The sequence below is a fragment of the Nitrospirota bacterium genome (assembly GCA_015233895.1).
In the GTDB taxonomy this organism is placed as follows: domain Bacteria; phylum Nitrospirota; class Thermodesulfovibrionia; order Thermodesulfovibrionales; family Magnetobacteriaceae; genus Magnetomonas.
The window spans coordinates 32,652-57,230 of the sequence record JADFXG010000006.1; the positions used below are offsets into that span (position 1 = coordinate 32,652).

At 41.2% G+C, this 24,579-nt stretch carries 26 protein-coding genes; 11 read left to right on the forward strand and 15 right to left on the reverse strand.

The genetic code is table 11. The annotated features are described in order from the left end of the window. Positions 1-222 precede the first annotated feature (222 nt). From hrcA to HQK88_06325, 7 genes are all read left to right on the forward strand, one after another. On the forward strand, positions 223-1,272 hold the full coding sequence (gene hrcA / locus HQK88_06295) for a heat-inducible transcription repressor HrcA (GenBank protein ID MBF0616409.1): 1,050 nt from the start codon (positions 223-225) through the stop codon (positions 1,270-1,272). After that, on the forward strand, positions 1,253-1,888 hold the full coding sequence (grpE, locus tag HQK88_06300) for a nucleotide exchange factor GrpE (GenBank protein ID MBF0616410.1): 636 nt from the start codon (positions 1,253-1,255) through the stop codon (positions 1,886-1,888). Before hrcA ends, grpE begins: the two co-directional genes overlap by 20 nt. Continuing rightward, complete coding sequence (gene dnaK / locus HQK88_06305) at positions 1,881-3,827, forward strand: molecular chaperone DnaK (GenBank protein MBF0616411.1); 1,947 nt, start codon at positions 1,881-1,883, stop codon at positions 3,825-3,827. The genes grpE and dnaK overlap by 8 nt, the downstream gene beginning before the upstream one ends. 17 nt (positions 3,828-3,844) lie before the next feature. After that, positions 3,845-4,969 carry a molecular chaperone DnaJ gene (dnaJ, locus tag HQK88_06310; protein MBF0616412.1) on the forward strand — a complete coding sequence of 375 codons (1,125 nt, stop codon included), beginning with the start codon at positions 3,845-3,847 and terminating at the stop codon, positions 4,967-4,969. A 78-nt stretch (positions 4,970-5,047) separates the two neighbouring features. Next, complete coding sequence (locus HQK88_06315; protein MBF0616413.1) at positions 5,048-5,242, forward strand: hypothetical protein; 195 nt, start codon at positions 5,048-5,050, stop codon at positions 5,240-5,242. Positions 5,243-5,438: 196 nt separating this feature from the next. After that, complete coding sequence (locus HQK88_06320) at positions 5,439-5,855, forward strand: DUF4149 domain-containing protein (GenBank protein ID MBF0616414.1); 417 nt, start codon at positions 5,439-5,441, stop codon at positions 5,853-5,855. 30 nt (positions 5,856-5,885) lie between these two features. Further along, positions 5,886-6,611 carry a 16S rRNA (uracil(1498)-N(3))-methyltransferase gene (locus tag HQK88_06325; GenBank protein MBF0616415.1) on the forward strand — a complete coding sequence of 242 codons (726 nt, stop codon included), beginning with the start codon at positions 5,886-5,888 and terminating at the stop codon, positions 6,609-6,611. Positions 6,612-6,636: 25 nt separating this feature from the next. On the opposite strand, the gene crtI is transcribed toward HQK88_06325, so the two are convergent. Both crtI and HQK88_06335 read right to left on the reverse strand, forming a co-directional pair. After that, positions 6,637-8,148, reverse strand: coding sequence for a phytoene desaturase (crtI, locus tag HQK88_06330; GenBank protein MBF0616416.1), 1,512 nt, complete (start codon positions 8,146-8,148; stop codon positions 6,637-6,639). A gap of 55 nt (positions 8,149-8,203) precedes the next feature. Beyond that, positions 8,204-8,590, reverse strand: a complete 387-nt coding sequence (locus tag HQK88_06335) for a redoxin domain-containing protein (protein ID MBF0616417.1) — start codon at positions 8,588-8,590, stop codon at positions 8,204-8,206. Between the two features lie 861 nt (positions 8,591-9,451). Between HQK88_06335 and HQK88_06340 the strand changes: the two genes are divergently transcribed. Then, positions 9,452-9,745, forward strand: a complete 294-nt coding sequence (locus HQK88_06340) for a putative addiction module antidote protein (GenBank protein ID MBF0616418.1) — start codon at positions 9,452-9,454, stop codon at positions 9,743-9,745. 61 nt (positions 9,746-9,806) lie between these two features. Continuing rightward, positions 9,807-10,679: a hypothetical protein gene (locus tag HQK88_06345; GenBank protein ID MBF0616419.1), complete on the forward strand. Its 873-nt coding sequence runs from the start codon at positions 9,807-9,809 to the stop codon at positions 10,677-10,679. A gap of 300 nt (positions 10,680-10,979) precedes the next feature. Here the strand turns inward: HQK88_06345 and HQK88_06350 are convergent, their stop codons facing one another. From HQK88_06350 to HQK88_06365, 4 genes are all read right to left on the reverse strand, one after another. Then, the gene (locus HQK88_06350; GenBank protein ID MBF0616420.1) at positions 10,980-11,204 is read right to left on the reverse strand and encodes a YgiT-type zinc finger protein; all 225 of its coding nucleotides are present in this window, start codon (positions 11,202-11,204) and stop codon (positions 10,980-10,982) included. After that, a complete protein-coding gene (locus HQK88_06355) occupies positions 11,201-11,542 on the reverse strand; it encodes a DUF4258 domain-containing protein (protein ID MBF0616421.1) in 342 nt (113 codons plus the stop codon). Before HQK88_06355 ends, HQK88_06350 begins: the two co-directional genes overlap by 4 nt. Before the next feature lie 85 nt (positions 11,543-11,627). Further along, positions 11,628-12,887 (reverse strand): molybdopterin molybdotransferase MoeA, encoded by a 1,260-nt coding sequence (locus tag HQK88_06360; protein ID MBF0616422.1) that lies wholly within the window; start codon positions 12,885-12,887, stop codon positions 11,628-11,630. A 156-nt stretch (positions 12,888-13,043) separates the two neighbouring features. Beyond that, positions 13,044-13,802 (reverse strand): zinc dependent phospholipase C family protein, encoded by a 759-nt coding sequence (locus HQK88_06365; protein ID MBF0616423.1) that lies wholly within the window; start codon positions 13,800-13,802, stop codon positions 13,044-13,046. Between the two features lie 120 nt (positions 13,803-13,922). Here HQK88_06365 and HQK88_06370 point away from each other — a divergent pair, with 120 nt between their 5' ends. Then, the gene (locus HQK88_06370; GenBank protein MBF0616424.1) at positions 13,923-14,420 is read left to right on the forward strand and encodes a hypothetical protein; all 498 of its coding nucleotides are present in this window, start codon (positions 13,923-13,925) and stop codon (positions 14,418-14,420) included. Between the two features lie 2 nt (positions 14,421-14,422). Here HQK88_06370 and HQK88_06375 read toward each other — a convergent pair whose 3' ends face one another. From HQK88_06375 to HQK88_06415, 9 genes are all read right to left on the reverse strand, one after another. Continuing rightward, positions 14,423-15,265, reverse strand: a complete 843-nt coding sequence (locus HQK88_06375) for an EamA family transporter (protein MBF0616425.1) — start codon at positions 15,263-15,265, stop codon at positions 14,423-14,425. A gap of 72 nt (positions 15,266-15,337) precedes the next feature. Then, entirely contained in the window at positions 15,338-15,832 is a 495-nt protein-coding gene (gene coaD / locus HQK88_06380; GenBank protein ID MBF0616426.1) for a pantetheine-phosphate adenylyltransferase, read from the reverse strand. Positions 15,833-15,862: 30 nt separating this feature from the next. Then, a complete protein-coding gene (rsmD, locus tag HQK88_06385; GenBank protein MBF0616427.1) occupies positions 15,863-16,426 on the reverse strand; it encodes a 16S rRNA (guanine(966)-N(2))-methyltransferase RsmD in 564 nt (187 codons plus the stop codon). 79 nt (positions 16,427-16,505) lie between these two features. Then, a complete protein-coding gene (locus tag HQK88_06390) occupies positions 16,506-16,820 on the reverse strand; it encodes a hypothetical protein (GenBank protein MBF0616428.1) in 315 nt (104 codons plus the stop codon). Between the two features lie 486 nt (positions 16,821-17,306). Further along, the gene (locus HQK88_06395) at positions 17,307-19,145 is read right to left on the reverse strand and encodes an EAL and GGDEF domain-containing protein (GenBank protein ID MBF0616429.1); all 1,839 of its coding nucleotides are present in this window, start codon (positions 19,143-19,145) and stop codon (positions 17,307-17,309) included. 166 nt (positions 19,146-19,311) lie between these two features. Further along, a complete protein-coding gene (gene pstA / locus HQK88_06400; protein MBF0616430.1) occupies positions 19,312-20,208 on the reverse strand; it encodes a phosphate ABC transporter permease PstA in 897 nt (298 codons plus the stop codon). Next, positions 20,201-21,085 carry a phosphate ABC transporter permease subunit PstC gene (gene pstC / locus HQK88_06405; protein ID MBF0616431.1) on the reverse strand — a complete coding sequence of 295 codons (885 nt, stop codon included), beginning with the start codon at positions 21,083-21,085 and terminating at the stop codon, positions 20,201-20,203. Before pstC ends, pstA begins: the two co-directional genes overlap by 8 nt. Before the next feature lie 289 nt (positions 21,086-21,374). Then, entirely contained in the window at positions 21,375-21,914 is a 540-nt protein-coding gene (locus HQK88_06410) for a hypothetical protein (protein MBF0616432.1), read from the reverse strand. 71 nt (positions 21,915-21,985) lie between these two features. Beyond that, the gene (locus HQK88_06415; protein MBF0616433.1) at positions 21,986-23,770 is read right to left on the reverse strand and encodes a PQQ-like beta-propeller repeat protein; all 1,785 of its coding nucleotides are present in this window, start codon (positions 23,768-23,770) and stop codon (positions 21,986-21,988) included. A 329-nt stretch (positions 23,771-24,099) separates the two neighbouring features. Between HQK88_06415 and HQK88_06420 the strand changes: the two genes are divergently transcribed. Continuing rightward, entirely contained in the window at positions 24,100-24,516 is a 417-nt protein-coding gene (locus tag HQK88_06420) for a DUF5618 family protein (protein ID MBF0616434.1), read from the forward strand. Positions 24,517-24,579: the final 63 nt, after the last annotated feature.

Consider the following 24,579-nt stretch of genomic DNA (forward strand, 5'->3'; position numbering starts at 1 on the left):
GCACTGCCTCCCCTTTGGGGAATTCCCCTTGACCCCCGGTTTTTTGGGGTTGAGCGTTTGGGAGTTTAGTTTAAAGATTTGTTTGAGTGAGTGTGTTGTTTTAGGTTTGTAGGGGCGAATAATTATTCGCCCCTACTCCTTGAAACTGTAAGCTAATAAGTGTTACAGTTATAAGGGCGTTAGCCCTGTTTCTATTTTGCATGCGATATGCAGAGGTCGGCTTTGGAAGAGAGACTGAAAAAAATACTTTTTGCGGTTATTGAAAGCTATGTTGACAGCGCCTCCCCTGTGGGGTCACGCTACATAAGCAAGCGGTTTGGGCTTGGCATATCCTCGGCCACAATTCGCAACGCTATGTGTGATCTTGAGGAGATGGGGTATCTGTCTCAGCCTCACACATCCGCTGGCAGAATGCCTACGGGAAAGGGTTACAGATTACTCGTTGAGGAGCTGATGGGCTTTGGAGTATCAGCCAACGCAGAGCTTCTGAAGCTGCTTTGTGACGAGGTTATTGGTGTCAGAGGCCATTTGTCAGGTTTCCTTGGAGCAGCCTCAAAGATTCTCTCAACTTATTCCCACTACATGGTGGTTGCCATGGAGACAACCATGGAAAACAGTATTTTGGGTAGAATTGAGCTTTTGCGCTGCCGTAACGATATGGTTGCAGTTGTGCTTATGACTGAGGAGGGCACTATAAAGCATAAGGTGTCAGAGCTTGATGTGCCGCTTTCCCGAAGAGATTTGAAAAATATAGCGGATTTCCTTAACTCTGAGTTCAGAGGACGCACTCTGGGGGAAATCAAAATAATACTTGAAAAAGAGGTGCGCGACAAAAGAGTTCAACGGGATACTCTGATTTCAAAAGTATTCGGTTTCTTTGATAAATATCTGAGTTCGTTTGACCGTGATGTTTTCATCTCAGGCCTTGGTGAGCTCATTAATTTGCCCGATTTTGATGATATAGGGAAGATTAAGGAACTCTCTAACGCTATTAGTGATAAGGAGAGAATTATAGAGATTTTGGATAAAATAACAGAAAACGGCGGAGTACAGGTCTTTGTCGGGTCGGAGCCTTTCCTGGATAAAAAAGAACTGAGTCTTGTTGCCTCATCAGTATGCGACAGGGGCAGACCTTTAGGGGTACTTGGATTAATTGGCCCGCAGAGAATGAATTACGCTAGTGCTATTTCAATAATAGAGACCTCGGCACGGTTTCTTTCAAGCCGTCTTGAGGACAGACAGGAGGTTGACTTTGGAGGAGAAGACTATTGATATAACAGTTGGTGATGACGGCATAAAATCCGGCACTGCAGGGAAAGCACCTGATGCTGAGGTTATGCCGGATGCCAAAGTACAACAGGATGAGCTGGAAAAGCTGCGTGCTGACAACGCTGACCTTAAGGACAAATACATCCGGCTTCATGCCGAGTTTGATAATTATAGAAAAAGGATTCAGAAAGAAAAAGAGGAAATATACAAATACGGTGCAGAGCCTATGGTTTCCGACCTCCTTACTGTAATTGACAACCTTGAAGCTGCCCTGTCTCATGTTACCGATATGACAAACCCTCTTGCACAGGGTATTGATTTGACACTAAAGGAGCTAAAGAAAATCCTTGGCAAGTATGGTCTTACAGAGATAGAAGCTGCAGGCAAGGCTTTTGACCCTGCATTCCACCATGCTATGACAGAGGTACAGAGGGATGATCTGTACGATAAAACGGTTGTGGATGTATTTAGGAAAGGTTATACATATAAAGAGAGAGTGTTAAGGGCCTCTATGGTATCAGTGTCCAGAAGTGCCGCAGAGCAGGACGACGTGGAGGAGACATCAGAACCAACAGAAAATACTGAACCCAATGAGATAAAGGAGGGAAACAATGGCTAAGGCAATTGGAATTGACCTTGGGACTACAAATTCTTGCGTTGCAGTGGTACAAGGGGGAGAGTCAGTTGTAATACCGAATCAGGAGGGCAGCAGAACAACGCCCTCAGTTGTTGCAATAACTGATAAGGGAGAGCGGCTTGTAGGGCAGATTGCAAAACGTCAGGCAATCACCAACCCTGAAAACACAATATACTCAGTCAAAAGACTAATGGGTAGACGTTTCCAGACCAGACAAGTGTCAGAGGCGATAAAGAGGCTGCCCTATAAGATAGTGGATGCACCAAATGGGGATGCCCATGTAGAAATAAGAGGGAAAAGGTACTCACCGCCGGAAATATCGGCAATGATTTTACAAAAGCTTAAGCAAGCAGCCGAGGACTACCTCGGTGAAAAAGTTACAGATGCGGTAATAACAGTGCCAGCGTACTTTGACGACAGTCAGCGTCAGGCAACGAAAGATGCCGGGAAAATTGCAGGCCTTAACGTGCTCAGAATTATTAATGAGCCTACTGCTGCCTCGCTTGCTTATGGAATAGACAAGAAAAAAGAGGAAAAAGTGGCCGTATATGATTTAGGTGGCGGCACTTTTGATATATCAATCCTTGAAATCGGAGAGGGAGTTATCGAGGTTAAGTCCACAAACGGGGACACGTTTCTGGGCGGCGATGATTTTGACCTCAAAGTTATGGACTGGCTTGTGGATGAGTTTAAAAAAGACCAGGGGATTGATTTAAAAAACGACAAAATGGCACTTCAGAGGCTGAAAGAGGCCTCAGAGAAAGCAAAAATAGAGCTATCCAGCGCTACCGAGACCGAGGTCAACCTGCCTTTCATAACTGCTGACGCTGCCGGTCCCAAGCACTTACTAATAAAGCTTTCGAGGGCTAAGTTTGAGCAGTTGGCAGATGATCTGATAATGAATTCGGTAGAGCCTTGTAAGCGCGCCCTAAAAGATGCTCAGATGTCCACCTCAGAAGTTGATGAGGTTATTCTGGTTGGAGGCTCAACGCGGACGCCTAAGGTGGTTTCCACAGTGCAGTCTTTTTTTGGCAAAGAACCCAATAAGACAGTTAATCCGGATGAGGTAGTGGCCGTAGGAGCTGCAATTCAGGCAGCTGTGCTTAAGGGTGAAGTTAAAGAGGTTCTGCTATTAGATGTGACTCCGCTTTCACTGGGAATAGAGACACTTGGCGGAATATTTACAAAGTTGATAGAGCGCAACACTACAATCCCCTCTAAAAAGAGTCAGGTGTTTTCAACTGCCTCGGACAACCAGCCAGCGGTTACGATTAAGGTATTTCAGGGTGAGCGTGAAATGGCTGCCGATAACAAACTTCTGGGAAACTTTGAACTGGTTGGGATACCACCGGCTCCAAGAGGAATACCTCAGGTAGAGGTGACCTTTGACATAGACGCTAACGGCATCCTGCACGTTTCCGCTAAAGACCTCGGCACTGGCAAAGAGCAGTCCATAAAGATAACTGCTTCAAGCGGACTTTCCGATGACGACATAAAGAAAATGGTACGCGATGCAGAAACACATTCGAGCGATGACAAGAGGAAAAAGGAGCTTGCAGAGGTTAAAAATGAAGCCGACTCACTGTCATATAACGTTGAGAAATCACTAAAAGAGCATGGAGATAAACTCTCTGAGGGAGAGAAGTCGGAAATAGAAAGTGCACTAAAACGGGTCAATGAGTTAAAGGACACAACACAAGACCCCAAAGAGTTAAAATCAGCAGTTGAAACTCTTCAGACGGCCTCCCACAAGTTAGCCGAACATATTTATAAAGATGCGGGGCAGAAAGCTAGCGGCGATGGGCAACCTGGACACGACGGAGGTGAACAGCATCAAGGCGGAGGTGGGAAAACTGAGGAGGATTTTGTCGAGGCTGAATTTGAGGATGTGGATAAAAAAGACAAAGATAAAAATAAGTAAAGACTGGATAATTATAAATGACGAAAGATTACTATGAAACTCTGGGCGTAAGCAGGACGGCAACACCAGATGAGTTGAAAAAGGCGTACAGGCAGTTAGCTCTAAAATTTCATCCGGACAGAAACGCCGGAGACAAGGAATCAGAGGAGCGGTTTAAGGAGATAAATGAGGCATACTCGTGTCTGAGTGACCCTGCCAAAAGGTCAAGCTATGACAGATTTGGTACAGCTGATGCTTTTAGCGGCGGGGGTCCGGGGTTTGGTTCTTTTTCGGGCGGGTTTTCCGATATTTTTGGGGACATATTTGAGGATATTCTGGGCGGATTTGGGGTTGGAGGCGGCACTCAGAGATCAAACCGGCCAAGAAAGGGCTCTGATCTCAGGTACGATATAGAGCTTAATCTGATGGAGGCCGCCTTTGGCATTGAAAAAGATATTGTTGTGCCACGCCATGAGCCTTGTGAAAAGTGCTCTGGCACAGGCTCTGCCGGAGGCAAAGCGCCTGAGAGATGTTCTGCCTGTAAGGGAACCGGGCAGACGATGTTTCAGCAGGGTTTTTTCTCTGTCAGTAAAACCTGCGGCAGATGTGGAGGGGCAGGAGCGGTCATCACAGACCCGTGCACTGAGTGTAAAGGCAGCGGACGGATGCGAAAGAGCCGCTCACTCAATGTTAAAATTCCGCCCGGTGTGGACACGGGAATGAAACTCAAACTTAGCGGTGAGGGTGAAAGTGGCACAAAAGGCGGCCCACAGGGAGACCTCTATGTCTATCTGTCAGTCCAGGAGCATCCGTTTTTTAAGCGCCACGAAAGGGACATATACTGTGAGGTGCCGATAGCGTTTTATGTAGCAGTGTTTGGAGGAGAGATTGAAGTTCCTAAACTTAAGGGAAGCGGAAAAATAAAAATCCCCACCGGCACGCAATCCGGTGAGATTTTCAGATTAAGAGGTGAGGGAATTCAGCGCGTAGGTGGAGGACATAAGGGCGATCTAATCGTTAAGGTTTATATAGACGTACCCCAAAAGCTCTCTTCAAGGCAAAAAGAGCTTCTGGAGGACTTTGCAAAAGAAAGCGGTGATGAGGTGCAAAGGAGTTTTGCCGAAAAGGTAAAGGGCTTTTTTTTCACCAATGATGCTAAGTAACTTTATAAAAAGCTAAATAAAACTCCCTGAGGCAAGACCACAGGTGGTTATAATTTTAATAGTTAAGAAGGGAAATAGATGACGGATTCCGAAATCCAGGAAAACAAAAGGGCGCTCGCCAATGCTCTTGCACAACAAGAAATTGAGGGGTTAACAGTGACTCCTGAAACTGCCGCTGATTTGGCTCGCGTTTCAAACGGCGAAATATCCACATCCAACGTTATCGATAATCTGTACGCTCGCTATGCCCATATCGAAGTACTCAAACTCTGACCACTACATCGATGCAAATACTGGTGTCCTAAAGAACCGGCTGGGCATTACCACAGAAAAAGAGATTATAACATATTTTTTGTTAAACAAAAAAAACGCCACTTTGCCCTATTTGTGCTACAATATCTGTGTAATGAGAAATATGTTTTCTGTAATATATAGTCTTTCCCTGGCTTTATGGGTTGGGGGAATGTTTATGTTTTCTTTTATAGTAACTCCTCTTGTATTTAAAAATAATACCAGAGACGCAGCTGGTTCCATTGTAAGTTATCTGTTTCCTGTGTACTTTCCGTTTGTTGCCGCTGTTTCCGGATTCTCACTTTTGTCGTACCTCTTTCTCTTGTCATGGCCTTTAAGGCGATTACAAACGATCATACTGTGTTTACTTGTTTTGGCTTTTATCTTTAGCATGTTAAACTATATAGTCATTCATCCGAAAGTTAAAGATGTGAAAGCAAAAATACATTCCTTTGATAAATCAATGCCTGATACAACCGATGAGGGTTTATTACGGATGAAATTTAAAAGACTGCACCAAATTTCAGTACTCTTTAATGTGATTATCCTCATAGAGGGTATAGCATTGATAGTTATATCGCAAAGATATGGCTAATTAGTATAATAATCACAAAACTGATAATTCATGCACCGGTTATACGTTGAAAAAATAACAGAGACAGACGGTTTTTTCTGCCTTAACGGACAAAACGCCCACTACCTTACCAATGTTCTAAGACAGCGGGCTGGTGACACTGTGCTTCTTTTTGATTCGTCAGGACAGGTTTTTACCGGAATCATAACAGATGTCAGAGCAAAAGAGGTACTTCTTAAACTTACCCCTCAGGACGCACCAAAAGAGGAACAATCAGTTGATATAGTGCTTTGTCAGGGGCTTCTTAAGGGAGCCAAAATGGACTTTGTGATTGAAAAGAGCACCGAGTGTGGAGTAAGTGAAATCATTCCGTTTTATAGCTCACGCTGCCAGCTCACAGAAACAAGAAAACTCTTCCGATGGAATAAGATAGCAATAGAGGCCTCACGGCAGTCACAGCGTGTAACAGTGCCTCTTGTAAGACCACCGTTAAATTTTTCCGATTTGCTGTTAATGATTAAAGAACATGTGAAGAGCCGTGCATTTATTTTTTATGAGAAGTGTGGGATGCGTTTAAAATCAGAGGTTTTACAAAGCGATATAAAAACCATATATGCAATAGTTGGCCCGGAGGGCGGTTTCAGCTCAGATGAAATAAGTGAAGCTGAAGAATCAGGTGCAACATCGGTGTATTTAGGCAGCAGAGTGCTACGTGCCGAAACAGCCTCTTTTGCTTCAGTACTGCTTCTTCAATTTATGTTTGGTGATACAGGGTAAGCTGTCAAAGAAGTAATTCATTTCATTACAACAGTTTTCTATCAAAAGACCATTTTCTGTTTCCGATGTCGTCTCTGATAATCAATTCTGATGTTATTACTGAGGATATACAGATATTTGGCAGACCACTGCCGGGATGGGTTCCACCGCCAACGATATAGCAATTAGATAGTTCCTCAGACCTGTTATGTGGCCTGAAGTAAAACATCTGATTCAGGTTATGGCTTAGGTTAAACACTGCTCCTTTAAATGTATTAAATCCGTATTCCCAATCTATGGGCGTAACAATTTTTTCCACCTCGATATGGTCTCTTATGTCTTTGATTTCTGTTTTTTTACAAATATTATCCAACACCTTATCTCTGAAATCCTGCTTTATCGCCTCCCAGTCAATCAAGGCTTTATTATTTGGTACCGGTACAAGGATGTACATAGTGGATTTCCCTGAGGGTGCTAAAGTGCTGTCTGTAACAGACGGATTCTGAATATATGCAAAGGCGGTTGACGAGGGTTTTTGAGTCATTGCTATATCATCCATGCTCTTTTTAAAGTCATATCCAAAAATCAGGTTGTGATGCGCCATATCATATTGCGTATTAATACCGAGATACAGCACAAATGCAGAACACGAGTAATCACGTTTTTGTAAGTTACTATCTGTGTACTTTTTGCGCTCACCGATTAAATTTGACATCGCATACGCAAAATCAGCATTGATTACCACGTAGTCTGATTCCACTTTGTCGCCATTTTCTAAAAGTACCCCTGTCGCTTTTCTGTTCTTTCTCAAAACCTGCCGCACTGAAGTGGATGTGTGAATTTTCCCCCCGTATCCCTCAATAACTTTGGCCATCGCCAATGTTAATTGGTTTAATCCCCCTGTTACATGAGCTATTCCCCATTTATGTTCTATAAAAGATATTAAGGTGTATGCTGAGGGCGCTCTCCACGGAGACATCCCTATATACTTTGTCTGAAAGGACATAGCTAATTGCATTTTCTCATCACTAAAATACTTTTTAAGCCGTCCGTTAAGCGTATTAAATATGTCCAACTGAGGGAGCGCCTCTAAGAAATGAGGCTTCAAAAAATCAGACATTTTTTCGTACGCTACTTTAAAACAACCCTCTATTCGCCTGAACCTATAGTGCTCGTACTGTTTAAATTTCAGGTAATTATCCACCTCTACGGGAAACAAACGCTTTATCTCCGCCACGGTTTTCTTTTCATTCGATGATGGGAAAAACTCTGTGCCGTCTGCAAATTTTAACCGGTATAGCGGGTCAAGCATCTTAATCTCTACGTAGTCTTTTAAGTTTACACCGGAAAGAGCAAAAAGCTCCTCTACGTACTGTGGCATTATTAAAAGGGTCGGCCCTATATCAAAAGAGTAACCGTTAAACGTAAATCTGCCAGTGCGGCCTCCAACGGAATTCCCTTTCTCATAGACAGTTACGTCATACCCCTTATACGACAACAACATAGCAGCTGCCAACCCTCCGGGGCCGGCTCCAATTATGGTAACTTTCTTTTTCATATTAAGTTTAAAATGAATGCCAGGTTGTAAGCTAATGTAAATACATTAGAGCTGTTTAAGCATATAGAGCCGCCTCGTTCAAAAGCTCTTCGGCAGGCGGATACCCTGCAATATCTTTTGAGTAATGTGCATATCTTATTGTGGAGGTGCGGTCAATAATAAAGACTCCAGAAAGTTGAAATATGTCACCGACCGGCACTCCGGGAAGATGTCCTCTTACTAATGCCCTCATGCCGTGCACTAAAACCTTTGGGGAGGCGATACCAGTGAGTCCTGCGCTAAAGAGCTCATACACCTTGTATAAATGTTTATGCGGATCGCAGATAATTTTAAATGTTAATCCATGATTTTTACGAAATGATTCCGACTGTTTTACACTACCCATACCGACAAGTATTATTTGCGTACCTAGTGCGTCAAAGAGTTCCTTTTCTCTGTGCAACTGCACAGCCTGCTCTTTGCAAAATGGTCACCCAAAGTGTCGTAAGAACACAAGCATCACATTGCCCTGCTGCCATAGAGTGCTTAAGTTTGTCTCAGTACCGTCTGAAAGCAAAATGTTTGTGTCGGGGGCTGTATCGCCTTGTTTTAACATATAAAAAATCCTCCCGCATTAATCATTGAATATTGTTAATTCTTTACTATACTCCTTGTGGTCTTAGCTTTCGTGATAGTAAATTATACCACAGAGTTGGATTATTGTTCGATAAACAGGACATTAAATGTGACGGGTTTATCTTAGTATCTTTTAAACTTTAATTAAATAGTTAAATGCTTATTGAATTAACTCTGGCAGAGGGTTTTCAGGATTCTAAGTAGGTAGGTTTCTTTTTTTTTAAGTGGAAAAAAGGACTGGATCCCGCAACAAGTGCGGGATGACAAAGGGGTGACTTCTTTTTTTCTGTCATTCCTGCGAAAGCAGGAATCCAGTCCTTTATTAACGGAGTTAACTACAAAGGCAATAATAGTTATTGATAATGCTAAAATATAATTATGAAGAAAGCGATTATTTACGTTGTGAAAGCAGTTAAAATGATTCGTAATATTCGAGATAAACATTTTGAAGGAACAAAATGTTTATCAGTAGAAGAACAGATTCGTTTATAAGGAAAAAATCTGAAAAACTGCAAAAAAATTTGTTAAAGACAAAAGGGACAGCGACAAAAAATTAAAAAGAGATAACTGCCTATTTGTAATTATTTTTGTAATCACTGTTTTCAAAGACTGACTGTCGGTAACTTTTGTGATTGCAGGGCAATAGGCAGTGGAGTTTTGAGTTGAGGATAGATTTTGGAAGGGAGTAATGGCAAGAAAAACAATTAACTACAAAGACACTTTACTGGAATCCTTAAGAGACTCTGAAGAGGCTGCGGCATATATTAATGCCACTTTAGATGAAAACTCAAGGGAAGCTTTTTTGCTGGCTCTTCGCAATATCGCAGATGCCAGAGGGTTTGTAAACGTTTCAAGAAAAGCAAACCTGAGCAGGGAAAGCATGTACCGGATGTTATCGGAAAAAGGAAATCCCAAACTTTCAAGCCTCTCTTCATTACTTGATAGCCTGGGCTTGAAATTCGCCGTTGAAGTTAAAGAATGATTAGAAACGATATGGAATATTGCTGGAATAAAAGACGAATTGTTATACTTGATTCATGATATTGACGAGACGTCTCGGTAATTGTCCAGAATGTGGTGGGGTAAATACTTATCCCTTCTTGTTTATAAGTAACAACAACATGATATATAAATGTAAAAAATGTAAGGAAACCCAATCAAAGGCACTTCCTCTTATAAAAAAGAAAATCATTTACCTTGACCAATTTTTTCTTTCAAAAGTATTCAGAAAAAGTGAGGAAGATTTTATTAAAGCGTCAGAGACACTGACACGATTAGCATATTACCAAGTCCTTGTCTGTCCCTATTCGACAATTCATGAGACAGAAACACATCAATGGAGATATAATGAGATGGCAGAGCTTTTTGAGTTCATAAAGAGATATTCAAGAGGACACTATTTTGAAGCTGATTATGAAGTAGAAATGACGCAGCTTAAACGCTCTTATGAAGCCTTTTTAAATGGAGCTTCCCCCGCAATTGGTCTGTTGGAACAAGACGCAGTACCTGAAGACGTACATCAGTGGGATAACCATATATTTGTTGATGCAGGGAGGTATGTTGAGGATGCCGAGTTAGTAAGAAGCCTTAAGAATCAGGTCGTGGATAATATAATAATGGACATTGACGAATGGAGGAAACAACGCCTATCTTTTGAGGAGATTTTTGAACTAAACGTGGGGGCATGGGAAAAAACTGTTAAAGATGCGTTTAAAGAACTTAAATTTCAGACAATAGATAACCCGTTATTTTTACCAATTTTGAGTAAATACCTTATGCAACTTTTTATGTTTAATAGCCGGGGAGAAACACCAGATGAACGTTATCTCAAAATGACGGAATATATGAAATCGGACTATATTAAACATATACCATTTGTCAACATATTTTCTAAAATTTATAGCTTGCTCCGATAAAAAGTTCAGCAAGGGCAGTTCCCTTCAAATGTTAAGAAAATAAAGAAGAGTATCTCAGGCTTATATTTCGATGCAAAATTTATTTCTGTTTATGCCCCATACTGTGATGCCATGTTTGTTGACAATCATATGCGCCAATGGTTAGTAGATGACAATATAAATATTCAGAATATGTATTCAGTTAGAATCTTCTCAAAGGAAAATATTAAGGAGTTTGAATTGTTCCTTAATAATATTGAAAATGACGTATCTGAAGAACATAAAGTGATCGTTCGTGATATTTACCATTAAACATGACATCTAAGCGTACTCGTAAAGGGGAACTGTCCGTGTCGGCACGCTTGCTGTCTTTAGCAATTCTTCAATATGCCTGACAGTTTCAGGCTTAAGAAGAACATCTCCACACACAGAACATACTTCTGCCGGAACATGGTCAATGACGATTACCTGTCCTCTATGTTGCACAGTATGCACAATATGACTTTCTTCATAATAGCCAGTACAGCCTTCTATGCTACAGTTCATATTTGTTGCCTCCTTTGAGCCGGTGTAATCCATTTCGGAGGTCTTGGCTCATATACTGTTATTATTATAACCACAGGACTTGTTGTTGTGCAAACTATATGTAAAGGACGTTGTTCTTTTGTTGTAAGACCACTAATCAGGCAGCACGCCCCACGACGGTGCTCAGGATAGTTTTCAAGAATTTCTCCTGATGCAATAGCCTCCAACACTTCATCAATTGTGATGTCCTCATCGGCCATTTCCTGATGAGCGTGTTGAGTAATACGAATATTCTGTGCATTTGCATAAGTTGTAATTCGTCTCAGTGTTTCGTCTATATCTGTAATTTCAGCAACCACTGGTTGGCCAATATTGTCTCCCGTATCTTATGTTTGTCTAATTTTTCCACATCCATTACCTGAGTATCTATATTTTATCATTAATCTACTTTTGAAACAACCTGACGTCCACAAAATCGCCCTCTGAAATTCCCCTTTTGTCTGCGCCAACCACAATAACCCCGTCTGCTTTGACCATCGTATTAATAAGGCCGGATTTACCCAAAATCGGTACCGCCCACGGCTCTCCATCCCGGTTTTCCACTTTTACCCATACATGGTCCTCTCTGCCCGGTAAAGACGATATGTTTTTCGCTATACGCGCTCTTATCCTGCCGCTATACTCCGATAAGACACTATCCTCTGACAGACCTGCGATTTTCTGTAAAACTCCCCTTACAAACACATCAAAAGCAACCATCACAGCCGATGGATGCCCAGGGAGTCCAAACACCGGTGTTTTATTAACCATGCCAAAAATTGTCGGTTTTCCGGGCTTTAACGCAACTCCGTGAAATATAACTCCAGGTGCTCCAAATGAATTTATAATCTTCGGTGTTAAATCCTTAGTACCAACCGAGCTTCCCCCCGTTATTAAAACCATATCGGCACAGTTTAACGACTTACTCATGGCCTCTGTCATCGTTTCATAATCGTCCCTGAAAATTCCCATGATTACCGGCTCCCCGCCGTTAACCTTCACAAGGGCTGCAAGCGTATATGTGTTTATGTCCCGTACCTGACCCGGATTAATATTGCCCTCAGGCGGCACAATTTCATCTCCAGTAGAAATAATTGCAACCACCGGCAGTTTATGTACCGTAACTTTGGAAATCCCCAGTGCAGCTAAAACACCTGCATCCTGCGGTCTCAACTGATGTCCCCTCTGAAACAGAAGCTCCCCGGCTTTGACATCCTCTCCCCTTAAAACTGTGTTTTCCTTCGGTGCAACCGCTTTTACCACTTCAATCATGTCTTCATCCAGTTTTTGGGTATGCTCAAGCATTAAGACTGAATCTGCACCGTCGGGGAGCATTCCACCTGTAGGAATTTTAGCTGCCTCACCCGTGTTTACTTTAAAATCAGGTAGCTTACCCATAAATACTTCATGCTTTACATTAAGATATGCAGGCACTGACTCCGTAGCTCCAAAAGTATCTGAACTTTGTATAGCAAACCCATCCATAACAGAGCGTGAAAAAGCAGGCAGATCTTCGCTGGATTTAATGTCTGTGGCAAGCACTCGCCCAACTGAGCTTTCAATACCTATTACGTCAACACCGATAACATTGTATTGAACAGAGGCGATTAAACTTTTGGCGGCTGAAACCGAAATCAGCCCTACCCTGCCAAGCATATCAGGCATATCTACATCCCTAATTCTAATTCAATCGTCTAACTTTGTTGGCTTCGTTACAAGCTCCTCAACGTACAAAACAGTACGTCTGCGTCGCTTGCTCCTTGCCGCCTCGTTATACTTCTGAATTATAATCAGAATAACTGTTGCAATTATAAATCACCCCTACAAAAAAAGACTTTTGTACAGCTTTCCGTGTATTATTTCGCCGCTTGGCTTTATGTCGGCAATTTTGGATGTTCTGCCATGCCTTAAAATATCTATTATGCGGCCCAGGGATTCCTCAGTAAGGTCCTCAATCATATGGCGGGGCGGAGTGTATGAAAATGGCATATGTCCTTCAACAATGTTCATAACGCCACCAGTGGTAAACAGTGACATAAAGAGCAGACTCTTATAAATTCTCTTATTAATTTTAAAAGACAAAAACAGCTTGCAAATTGAATTTTCTAAAAACAAGTCATTGCGTTTCTGTACACTCTTTTTTATGGCAACTGCCTGCAGCCAGTACTTTTTATTAATAAAGCTGTCGGCTTTGAGTTCATAAAGTGTATGCTCAATGTTTTTGCTTTCTTTGGTCAAAATATCGTGTGCAACCGTATCGGCGGCAAGGTGTGAGATATAACCAAAAGCAAAAGCTTTTTGTTGAGGGGTTTTGGCTCCATCAGCAAGTCTGAAACCGAAATCCCACGAATGGGAGCTCTTGTCCTGCGGGAGATACTTCTTCCCCAGCACCATATCCGCCATTATGTTACCGTAGAGGAAATCCTCTTTAAACCGGTTAATAATGGAACTGACAAAAGGCGGCAGTAAAAAAGAAAAAAACAGCACCTCATTTGCCAGATACGTATGGGTCAGAGGCCCCCAGGCATAACAGACAGATGGCAACAATAGAAACAAAACAAGATAATAAATCTTGAGCATCTAAGAGATTTTACTATAATTTGCAAAAAATGTCCACAATTAAATTTTATAATTGACTTTTGAACTTTAACATGCTATACTAAAGCTGAGAAGTAGTAAATTAAGGGGGAGTCTAATATTATGGATATAAGCTTATATAATATTAGCAATTTCAGGAACACAGTCAGCGCCTTAGATGGCGGCAAAAGAAATCCTGGCGGACAAAACGCTGTTGCCTCATTACCTATGGGGCAGGCGATTGCTTCCACCATAAACTCTAACATTGCACCTGTTTCTATTTTCACTCCTCCAAACCTTAATGTACTCGATCAACTCAGTAAATCCCTGCTTGAGGCACAACAGAAACAAGCTGAAGCTGAAAAAAGCAAGAAAAATAAGACAGATAACGTTAAATTTAATAACAATGAAAGTCTTTTGAATACGTCCATAAGTAATCAGAATAATACTCTTGCCGGCAGCCAAAGCGCAGTTATGTCTTCAACAACGCAACCCTCTACGCCTATTATGTTTAGCGGAGACAGCGCTAAAAGCGCATTAAACTCATATCAGAGTGCCTCCGCTAATTTCACAAACACTACAAGCGGAAAGAGTGGCTCGCTTGTAAATATTTCCGTATAAGGCTATAACGGCTGTACGCACTTCTCATGTTTTTGCCTCATAACGATGTAGCCTGAGAAAATAATCATAATGCCACCGATAAGTGAAAACAGATTAACATGTTCGGAAAGAAATATTATACCACACAATATAGACCCTACTGGTTCGATATAGCCTAAAATGGCAGCTTTGCATGCCTGTACTTTTTCCAATCCCTTGTAGTAAAGGTAGTTGGCTATAGTTGAGTGAAAAATCCCTATAACTATAAACATCCAAATATATTGCCTCGGCGGCAATGTGACAAATGGAAGCAGGTACAGTGCAACAAACGTGTTTTGTATAAAAACAATTATATTCCGGTTATACATACTCATGTAGAGCTTTAACAATATGACCAACACAGCATACATTACTCCTGAGACAAGACCAGAGATTATGCCAAAGAAATTCCTGTCAAACCCACCGTTTTTAACAATCGTAACGATTGAGACATCCTTTAAAATCAACCATAACCCAATTGTGGCAACAGTCAGGGATATGAAGATAGAAACATGAAGTTTATCTTTAAGAAAAACTGGTGAAAGTATTGCTACTAAAACCGGCGCTATGTAGTGCGTAAAGACGGCATTAGGTATAGTTGTCCACGAATAAGCAAGAAAAAACGAATAGGTGTTCGATAGCACCACTAAGCTTACTAAAGCCAACAATGAAATCTTCTTAAAAGACGGAAACTCCTGACGCATCTTTTTACTCAGAAACATGGGAAGTTGAATAAAGACAGAAATAGCAGATGGATAAAACATTATCGTTGCAACAGGTAATTCAGCACTCTTTATAAACACTCCAAGAGTGCTCCATATTATCATCGCAAGGATTATATATAAATAATAAGCCATTATAGGTGATAAATTAAGGAAATACTTTAGAAATATGACTCATTAAATCTCAGTCACTATACCAAACTTTTTAAGTAGCGCAGCTTTAACTGGTGGGGGCACAAGAGCATCCACACATCCGCCCAATGATGCAATCTCCCTTACGGCTGTTGATGTGATGAAGGAGTATTCCTCGGAGGGCATCATAAAAATTGTATCAACATTCTGATTTAAGCGTCTGTTTATCAAAGCCATCTGGAGTTCATATTCAAAATCAGAAACCGCCCTGAGACCCCTTATGATTACTGTGCTATGTTTGGATTGGGCATACTCAACCACCAGTCCTTCAAAACTATCAATTATAATGTTATCCATGCGGCTGATGGAACTATGGATGAGAGCTGTTCTGTCCGCTACCGAAAAAAGTGGAGTCTTTTTGGGATTTGTCGCTATTGCTATAATCAGTTTGTCAAAAAATCTCGTGCTTCTAAGTACAATATCAAGGTGTCCGTTTGTAAAGGGATCAAACGTGCCCGGATAAATTGCCAATCTTTCCATATACTGAGATTATACACAAACGGCAGTGTTTTAGTCCTGAAAAAATTCATACAAGGTTAATGAAACATCACCGTATGTATATTGCTTTTTAGTGATAAGGTTTCCAACTGTATGAGGCAATGTTTTTTTTGACGGATGTTCAAGTATCACATAAGAATCCGCAGTCAGCACTTTAGATGAGGCGATGACAGGCAGAATGTTTTCAATTTCATTTGAATAATATGGCGGGTCTATGTAGATACAGTTAAAGGTTTCGTTTAAATTTTCCAGTTTTTTTAAGACACTTTTGGCATCCCCCACAAAAGCCGCACATGAGCCACTCATTTTAAAATCCGGAATACTGACAATTGCCTCAATAGCCTTTGCGCTCTTATCAACAAAGACAATTCGCTCAGCACCTCTGCTTAGAGCCTCAAGCCCCACTGCTCCGGTGCCGGCATAGAGATCAAGGAATCGGCAACCCGATGTGATGTCTCTTATGATATTGAAAAGCGATTCACGCACTTTTGCAGAGGTTGGTCTTAGTGTCTTACACACTGCAACTTTAAGAGTCCTCCCTTTAAACTCACCACCAATTATCTTAACTTTACCCATTATGCTGCTGCTATGATACCACTTTCTGATTGAAACCATATATCAGATTTAATACTGCTTTACGAATACCATTTCAAAACTACAATGCACCACTTTTAATTTTCTGATAGAACGGACATTCTTTGCATGTGTTTTTGTTTTTAGCCATTATGCCCTCCGGCTCAGAGCCGCAGAGAGTGCCAGCCACCAGCCAGCATTTTCTACCCGATGATCTCGCAAACGCCGGACACGGCCCGGCTTTCTCCATTCCACAGTTAAAAAACTCCCAACAGTTTTGCCCAACCTGCAAGGCCACATCTAAGCTGTTACATGCCTTACAAAAATTTTTAAAAGCTGCCGCCGCTAATTGTACATCTTGTTCCGACATTACCGTAATGCTCTCATTCCCCCTCATTGTAACACCTCCCAATTTTAATCTGTCAATTGTTCTATATCAACACAGTTAACTTCCGATGCAACTCTATGGTCTTTAATCGGGAAAAAATGCCTGGTTTCACATTCTTGACATAAGTACAGATATCCTGTTTCAAACTTACTCTGAAGCACAAGGACAGTGTTACAATTTTCACATTCCATCACATTTACCCCCAATGTTACATAGTTACAGACAATGCTCAGTTTACTGTGACATTAACCGACATATGCTCTTTAAAGCTTTCACACGCCTTGTTATAGATACATTGCACGCATGTTACAATTTCCGAGATGCTCTCAAATCTCTCACATATTATTATCGTTTCCATTACCGACTCCTTGTTACATAACAGTTTTCAAGCATTTTCGCCTCATTGTTTGTATATTTGTTGCCATAGCCACCCTATATCTTTTAAGCTATATGGAATTTTAACATCTCAAGTGTTACAGCAAAATGAAGACTTTATTACATGTCAGTTAAATCGAAGGCTCTTCGTTCTTTAAAGACTGAGAATCCATGTGTCATTTTAGCAGCTTTTTTGACCTCAGCGGCAGCCTGCGACAGCTTTTGATAAGAGTCTATATTGCTTGAGGCGGTGCTGACTATTCCAATTGAGAGGGAAAGGAGCGGGAATTTTTCAAGGTTGCCTTTGCGGTTTTTAGAAAAATAATAACCAAGTTGATAGTCACCACCTCCATGTAGTTCAGGCAGTATATGTTTATAGTGATGATTAATTTCAAAACATATCCCTTCTGATTGCCCCGGATCAGCTATCACTATAAAATCATCTCCGCCAATATGCCCTATAAAGCTGCATTGAGCACTATACAATTTCAACACATCAGAAATGATTCTGCCAAGCTCTTTTATTGCAATATCACCTTTGTCAAATCCATAGTTATCGTTAAAGGGCTTAAAATTATCAATATCAATGTAGCAAACATCAAAGTGGACTCCCTCACTAAATTTACGGGTTACTTCTCTGAATATGGCGTCATTACCGGGTAAGCCGGTCAGCGGATTTGCATTTCTTGCTAGTGATATGGTTTTTTCTGTCATTGCGCTTAAAAGAACGCTTACCGGAACAGTGCCATAATATTTGCCGCGGTGTGTAACACACACGTCATCATATATCACATCCTTATTTCTTGCCTGAATACGCTTGGCAGCATCCTCAAGAGTAGCCTCTGAGTCGATACTAATTACGATTTTTTCCATAAGCTCTTCTATCGTTTTACGGTGATTTAACGCAACCCCGTAGCCGCATTTACCCAAAACCTGAAGTTCAAGAAACTCTCTTCTGTTTAACGTACCGACAATGTAACCATCCCTTACAACCGGTATGAGGCGGGTTTCCTGATTAGATTTAAATTTATCATATGCCTCTCTGAGAGAGTCGTGCGGGTGTAGAGTATTTGTGTAAACAGTTAAATCACCGATACGTTTATCTTCTGCCGCTTTTATCGCACATCTGTCCCTGCCGCCTGGAATCGGCACAAAATTCCTTTGCGCAAGCATTGCCGGTTTTGCCAGCAAATAACCCTGAAAGTACTCGATTCCAAAATTTAAAGCAGCAAACATCTCCTCATCCCGCTCCACACCCTCAGCTATAACCTTTATACCTAACCTGTGGCAGGCCATAACGATTGCATCCACAAGATTATACTTCACGACTGTAGTGTCTATGTCTGAGATGAAATGCCGGTCAATTTTTACAAAATCCGGCTCTATTATTGATAGCATCTTAAGTCCCCCATATCCGGCCCCAAAATCATCTATTGCTATTTTATATCCTTTCTTTTTCAACTGCTTTATCGCATTACCAAAGAGAGTATAATTTTTAATGGCGCTTTCCTCGGTTACCTCTAAAACTATCCTCTCACGTGGTAGGCTGAGTTCTGTGCCAAAAAGATCAATTAGCTCATAATCAGAACTTATTTTGACAAGAGTTTCAGGACACACATTTATGAAAATATGTTCCTGTACTCCCTGTTCAGATGCTTTTGTATAAGCAATATGTCTGGCATGGCCATCTAACAGGTGTGACAACCCTGTATTTCTAGCCATATCAAACAACTCACCAGTATTAATATTTACACTGGGGTCGCTTATCCTGGTTAGTGCTTCAAAACCGAAAGGATAGCCATCAGCCTGGTTATATATCGGTTGAAAGTGTATTGTCAGCAGATCATTGTCTATCAGGTCAAATATCAGGTCTCGTTCACTCTGATAGAAATCACTGTTTTGTGAGTTGCTTAAAGATGTAAGAACATCTGTATTTACATACATTTGTGTCAATGCCATATTAGAATAGCCTCCTTTTTGCGTATTTGTTGCAACAGTCCCGGAGAACTGTAACTTTCACGCTATAGTAGATTCTAACATTGCATTTGTTACACTATAATGAAGCTTATGTTAAATGTTAAACTTATAGGTTGGTTTTAATTAGATGCGCGGAGATAATCTGCGTTTACCATCTCATTTTTTTTTCATACCTGTTTCTAAGCAGAGCAACGATACCATTGATGATAAAAACAATTACCAATAAAACAGTAATGGCGGCGGCGGCATTTACGGAAAACCCTCGCTGTGGTCTAGTCACCCAGTTAAAGATCTGGATGGGCATATTAGTAAATCCATCGAAAAATCCTTGAAAGGAAAAATAAGGAAATTCAGTCTTTATTGGCATGTCAGGAAGAAAGGCGATATACGTAAGAGCGCCAATCATGATAAGAGGCGCAGCCTCACCTATAGCGCGTGATATGGCTAAAATTGCACCGGTGAGAATTCCCGGCATAGCTGCAGGAATGACCTGCTTTCTTATGGTTTGCCACTTTGTGGCGCCCAGAGCGTATGAGGCCTCACGTATTGTGGATGGTATTGACCTTATAGCCTCACGGGATGAAATTATAATAATGGGTAGCACAAGAAGCCCCATGGTCAACCCTCCGGCAAGCACACTGTTTCCTAACTTTAATATTCTTACAAACAATTCAAGCCCTAAAAGACCATAAATTATAGCCGGTACGGCTGACAAGTTGGCTATATTGATTTCTATCAACTCAGTCATCCAACTCTTTTTAGCATACTCCTCCAGATAAATAGCAGCCAGCACTCCGGAGGGAAATGAAACCATAACTGTGGTTACTACAATCCATATAGTACCTACCCATGCCGAAAGGATACCGGCCTCTAACGGTTTTCTTGAAGGAAAACTTATTAAAAAGTTAAAGCTTAACCTGGGGAAACCGTCAGTAACCACATTGTATATCAGAAAAATAACCATAACAAGTCCAAAAACTGCAGCAAGAAAGCCGATTACAGGAAATACCTTGTTAGCTATATCAAATTTTTTGGGTTTATTCATAAACATACCTGAATTTCTTTTTTAAATAATAACTTAAAATATTTAACAAAAAAGTCACGACAAAAAGACTCATACCAGCTGCAAAAATAGTTTTAAACTCAAGCGTTCCGGTTGGCGTATCGCCAAGACTTACCTGCACTATGTAGGCAGTAACAGTCTCTATCGGTATTAACGGATTCAGGGTAAAACGCGACTGCTGGCCGGCTGCTATGGCAACAACCATGGTTTCCCCGATGGCTCTTGATATGCCAAGTATAAATGAGGCTGCCACACCGGAAAGGGCAGCAGGAAGCACTATTTTAAAAGAGGTCTGAAATTTAGAGGCGCCAAGAGCAAACGAACTCTCTCTGATACTTATTGGCACAGATCTTAAAGAATCCTCGCTCATCGAAAGTACAATAGGTATAATCATAATCCCCATCACAATGCCCGGGCTAATAGCGTTAAAACCGGAAAGATTCGGAATAATCTTCTGCAAAAACGGTGTTATAACAAGCAGGGCAAAGTATCCATACACAACGGTTGGCACAGCCGCCAGTATTTCAATTGAGGGCTTTAGTATCTTTCTTGTTTTTTCGTTAGAATATTCGCTTATATAGATTGCCCCGATAAGACCTATCGGCAGTGCTATGAGCATAGAGATAAAAGTGGTTAGAAAAGTGCCGCAAAACAACGATATAATCCCAAAGTGTTTTTCAGCAAAGAGCGGCGTCCACTGAGTATCAAACAGAAAATCCCGTATCCTGACAACAGCAAAAAACTCATATGTTTGAAACAACAGGACCAAGACAATCCCCACAGTTGTAAACACAGATAAGAGCGCGGCTAATAGCAGGATTACCTCTATTAGTTTTTCCACGACTCTTTTGTTAAACATACCTTAGCCGATCCTCTTTGTTAATGGCAACATTATAATTGAAAACCCTCTAAGAGGGCTTTTATTTTTTCAGATGATGGCACACATGCGGAGTTTAACATTTCAATTGTTACAATTATGTTACAATTTACAGAGTTGCAAAAAGATATTTATTAAGATTTTATCCGCAAATTGCGCAGATTCTCGCAGATTTCCTTATCTGCATCCATCTGCGGATTACTCTTTACTTTTTGGTAAGCTACTTGGCATTACATAAGCAATGTCCAACAGATCTCTAAAACAAATATCTCTAAAACCCAAGCATAATCTTATTACCACCAGGGCCTGATGTACTGTCATCTTCACATACATACCCTATCAGATTACGTCTTGGGCTGGTAGTTCCCTGAAAACACGCCATAATCAGGCTCTTACACGTTGCTCGTGTACCGGTAGTGGTTGCCGTTGTGGAAAATGTTAAAGTACCTGCATATGCATCTGAAGTCCCCGCATCTGACGATATACTTATTGTATCCGAGCCGCCTGTTACTGTTTGACCACTAAAGGCATACTGCCTTGTAGTTTTAGAAGCAAGTGTAGTAGCAAAAGTGTTAGCTGTTCCTGTTGGATTACCGTTAGGATTTGAGCCTACCGTAAACGATACCGTTAAACTCTCTGAAGACATATTCGATGCTACACAGTATGTCACACCACTGGCATTAGTCTGAAAATATGGTAAATAATAATATACGTTACTTGCCTTAGCTATTTCTCCGGTTAATATTATTGCTGATGTCAGCACTATTATCATCATTAACCCAACTGCTGCTATCGTAATATTTCTTTTCATAACTTGTGACCTCCCAAAATTTTTTATGCCTGAAAAACAGGCAAATAATTTATATCGTTTTCTTGATTTCATTAAAATCCTGTAAGTATATTTTTACCGCCAGGTCCTATTGTGCTGTTATCTTCACAAACTAACCCAGCTAGATTGCGCCTTGGGCTTGTAGTTCCCTGAAAACAGCTCAGAACTACACTTTTGCAATTTAAGCCTGTGTTTGAGGAGTAAAATGTGAGCGTTCCACCGTAGGATGACGCAGAACTAAGCTCTGATGACAGATCTGCCGTGTCATTCCCAAAATATACATTGTTTCCGCTAAAGGTCATCATCTTTGACATTTTACCATAGAGCGTAGTTGTAGAAAATTCTTTTAATGCACTTGTCGGAGTTCCTGATGAATTTGCACCCATCGCAAAATAGAGCCCCGTAACACTATCAGTTGAAACATTTGATATCTCGCAGTAGGTTACATTGCTTGTATTAGTGTGGAGATATGGCAGCGAATATGTAACTGTTGATCTGCTGTTGGAAATAATGGTAGTAGCATTCACTGTTGTTGTGGTGGTAGAAGTGGTTGTTGAGACAACAGTGGCTGTTGTGGTTGTTGTTGAGCTGCCTGATGACGAATCCTTAACCGCATAAAGGTATGTATTGGATGAGCTGAAATACAGTGTACCATCTGCCCCTATTGCAGGGCAGTTTTCTGCAATGCTTGCTGAAGTTGAGTAAGTCCACAGAAGGGTTCCGTCTGATTTCAGTGCATACATTTTCCCATCTATCGCCCCCACGTAAACAGTTGCGTCAGCACCTATAACCGGTGCTGTCAGAACTCCATACTGAGTGCCTGAGGAGTCAGGATTAGTCCCTGTCTGGTACGACCACAAGGTTGCGCCAGTGCTGGAATTGAGCGCATATACCTTTCCATATCTCCCTGTGCCCGTATAAATAATACCAGATGAGGAAAGAGCTGGTGTTAAATATTCTGCAGTGCCATCAGCCGATTGCCACAACTGTGTCCCATCTGATTGAAAAGCATTGACTCTGCCATTTCCGCTGACATATATGGTTCCGTCAGGTCCTACTACGGCACCACTTACTCTCGTAGAATCTATTTTTTTACTCCATTTGAGAGTGCCGTCGGATGAGTTCAGTGCATAAAGAGTGCCGTCGGTCTGACTGTGAGGGTCTCCTGCTCCCACATACACACTAAGGCCGTCGGGGCTTAATGTAGGGGAGGCAAGAGGAGCTATGGAGCCTGCTGTTTTATATTTCCATTTACGGGTACCGTCAGGATTTACGGCATAGACGTATGTGTCCCTCGAACCGATATATATGGTGCCATCGCCTCCTATGCATGGTTCCCCATAAATATTTTCTGTCGCTTCGGAAAAAGTCCATCTTGTACTCCCGGTAGATGTAAGGGCATAAAGACTAGTTCCGGCAACGGCATATACAGTGCCATCAGTAGCAACGGCCGTTGCCCCGCCGCCCCCTATGGTGGCGCTCCACCTCAGTTGCCCGTTGTCAACATTCAGAGCAAGTAATTGACTGGAGTCAAAGTTAGAATATATTGTAAGTCCGTCATTGCTTATGCTGGGGGTGTTGGGCGGTACGTCTGAACTAGTACTGCTACTCTTATAACTCCATTTCAACGTATTGGTTTGTGGTCCGTTATAAGCGCTCTGCCCTGTATGCTGTGCATCGTGATGAAACATAGACCATGGGCTTGAAGTGCTACTATATGTTACATCAGTGTCAAAGACAAACAGACTGCATAAAACAGCCACTGCAAAAAGAGAAATATCTCTTCTCGCATAACGGTACAGTTGTTTAAAAGAACGTTCTAAATAGTTAAATTTCATTTAATCGCCCCTTTGTAAAGACCACTTAAACGTGGAACTAAGATATAACCTCCTAAGAAGTTATTTACTGTGTTAATAAAAGTGCCAGGCATTCTTACGTCATAATCCTAAATCTTCGCGTTAGAGATAGATGTAACTGTCAATTGCGCTTTTTTTTTGAGAGAAAGATAAAACACCTAAGCATAATATCACCTTAATGTAATGGAAACAAGTCAGATTGTTAACACAAGTGTAGCACATGTTAAAAAATTAATCAAGAAAGAAATTATTTTTAGCAAGGATTTCTGGTCAATCTTGACAGTGGCAGCTGCTAAACGATACAATACACTATGATACAACACACTAAAACGCATACACCTGGGGAGGCTTTCAGGTATTTAGCTAATGCCCGGGAGATATTAAGCAAGTCTTCGATAGAGGGGAATATTTACCTCGACAAGAAGCCCGTGCGAGAGGCGTTTGGTACAGCTTATTTAGCAATTTTGGAGGCGATTAACGAATATCTGCTTGAGCATGGCATATCGGAAAAAAAACTCCCAAAATCAGTTGATGGCTACAGGGAAGCTCTCCAGAAGCATGTTGCCATACACAACGGTAAGCTAATGAGGGAATTTAACAGTCTCTATGATGCTCTCCACATTGCAGGTTATTACAGAGGATTGCTAACTGAAACAAACGCTGTGAAGGAATACCTAAAAGCCACAGAGTTATTTATAAAAAAGATAATACCTCAAGCAGCACCTTAATTATCATCGATATTAACGATAGCTTACATAAGCGCTTCTGCTGCATTACAAATAACGAGTTCT

What these genes read in the sequence shown, in the direction of transcription:
- dnaK (MBF0616411.1), top strand. Translation starts at nt 1,881, where the DNA reads ATGGCTAAGGCAATTGGAATTGACCTTGGGACTACAAATTCTTGCGTT.
- dnaJ (MBF0616412.1), top strand. Translation starts at nt 3,845, where the DNA reads ATGACGAAAGATTACTATGAAACTCTGGGCGTAAGCAGGACGGCAACA.
- HQK88_06315 (MBF0616413.1), top strand. Translation starts at nt 5,048, where the DNA reads ATGACGGATTCCGAAATCCAGGAAAACAAAAGGGCGCTCGCCAATGCT.
- HQK88_06320 (MBF0616414.1), top strand. Translation starts at nt 5,439, where the DNA reads ATGTTTTCTTTTATAGTAACTCCTCTTGTATTTAAAAATAATACCAGA.
- HQK88_06325 (MBF0616415.1), top strand. Translation starts at nt 5,886, where the DNA reads ATGCACCGGTTATACGTTGAAAAAATAACAGAGACAGACGGTTTTTTC.
- crtI (MBF0616416.1), bottom strand. Translation starts at nt 8,148, where the DNA reads ATGAAAAAGAAAGTTACCATAATTGGAGCCGGCCCCGGAGGGTTGGCA.
- HQK88_06340 (MBF0616418.1), top strand. Translation starts at nt 9,452, where the DNA reads ATGGCAAGAAAAACAATTAACTACAAAGACACTTTACTGGAATCCTTA.
- HQK88_06350 (MBF0616420.1), bottom strand. Translation starts at nt 11,204, where the DNA reads ATGAACTGTAGCATAGAAGGCTGTACTGGCTATTATGAAGAAAGTCAT.
- HQK88_06360 (MBF0616422.1), bottom strand. Translation starts at nt 12,887, where the DNA reads ATGCCTGATATGCTTGGCAGGGTAGGGCTGATTTCGGTTTCAGCCGCC.
- HQK88_06365 (MBF0616423.1), bottom strand. Translation starts at nt 13,802, where the DNA reads ATGCTCAAGATTTATTATCTTGTTTTGTTTCTATTGTTGCCATCTGTC.
- HQK88_06370 (MBF0616424.1), top strand. Translation starts at nt 13,923, where the DNA reads ATGGATATAAGCTTATATAATATTAGCAATTTCAGGAACACAGTCAGC.
- HQK88_06375 (MBF0616425.1), bottom strand. Translation starts at nt 15,265, where the DNA reads ATGATAATATGGAGCACTCTTGGAGTGTTTATAAAGAGTGCTGAATTA.
- coaD (MBF0616426.1), bottom strand. Translation starts at nt 15,832, where the DNA reads ATGGAAAGATTGGCAATTTATCCGGGCACGTTTGATCCCTTTACAAAC.
- rsmD (MBF0616427.1), bottom strand. Translation starts at nt 16,426, where the DNA reads ATGGGTAAAGTTAAGATAATTGGTGGTGAGTTTAAAGGGAGGACTCTT.
- HQK88_06390 (MBF0616428.1), bottom strand. Translation starts at nt 16,820, where the DNA reads ATGAGGGGGAATGAGAGCATTACGGTAATGTCGGAACAAGATGTACAA.
- HQK88_06395 (MBF0616429.1), bottom strand. Translation starts at nt 19,145, where the DNA reads ATGGCATTGACACAAATGTATGTAAATACAGATGTTCTTACATCTTTA.
- pstA (MBF0616430.1), bottom strand. Translation starts at nt 20,208, where the DNA reads ATGAATAAACCCAAAAAATTTGATATAGCTAACAAGGTATTTCCTGTA.
- pstC (MBF0616431.1), bottom strand. Translation starts at nt 21,085, where the DNA reads ATGTTTAACAAAAGAGTCGTGGAAAAACTAATAGAGGTAATCCTGCTA.
- HQK88_06410 (MBF0616432.1), bottom strand. Translation starts at nt 21,914, where the DNA reads ATGAAAAGAAATATTACGATAGCAGCAGTTGGGTTAATGATGATAATA.
- HQK88_06415 (MBF0616433.1), bottom strand. Translation starts at nt 23,770, where the DNA reads ATGAAATTTAACTATTTAGAACGTTCTTTTAAACAACTGTACCGTTAT.
- HQK88_06420 (MBF0616434.1), top strand. Translation starts at nt 24,100, where the DNA reads ATGATACAACACACTAAAACGCATACACCTGGGGAGGCTTTCAGGTAT.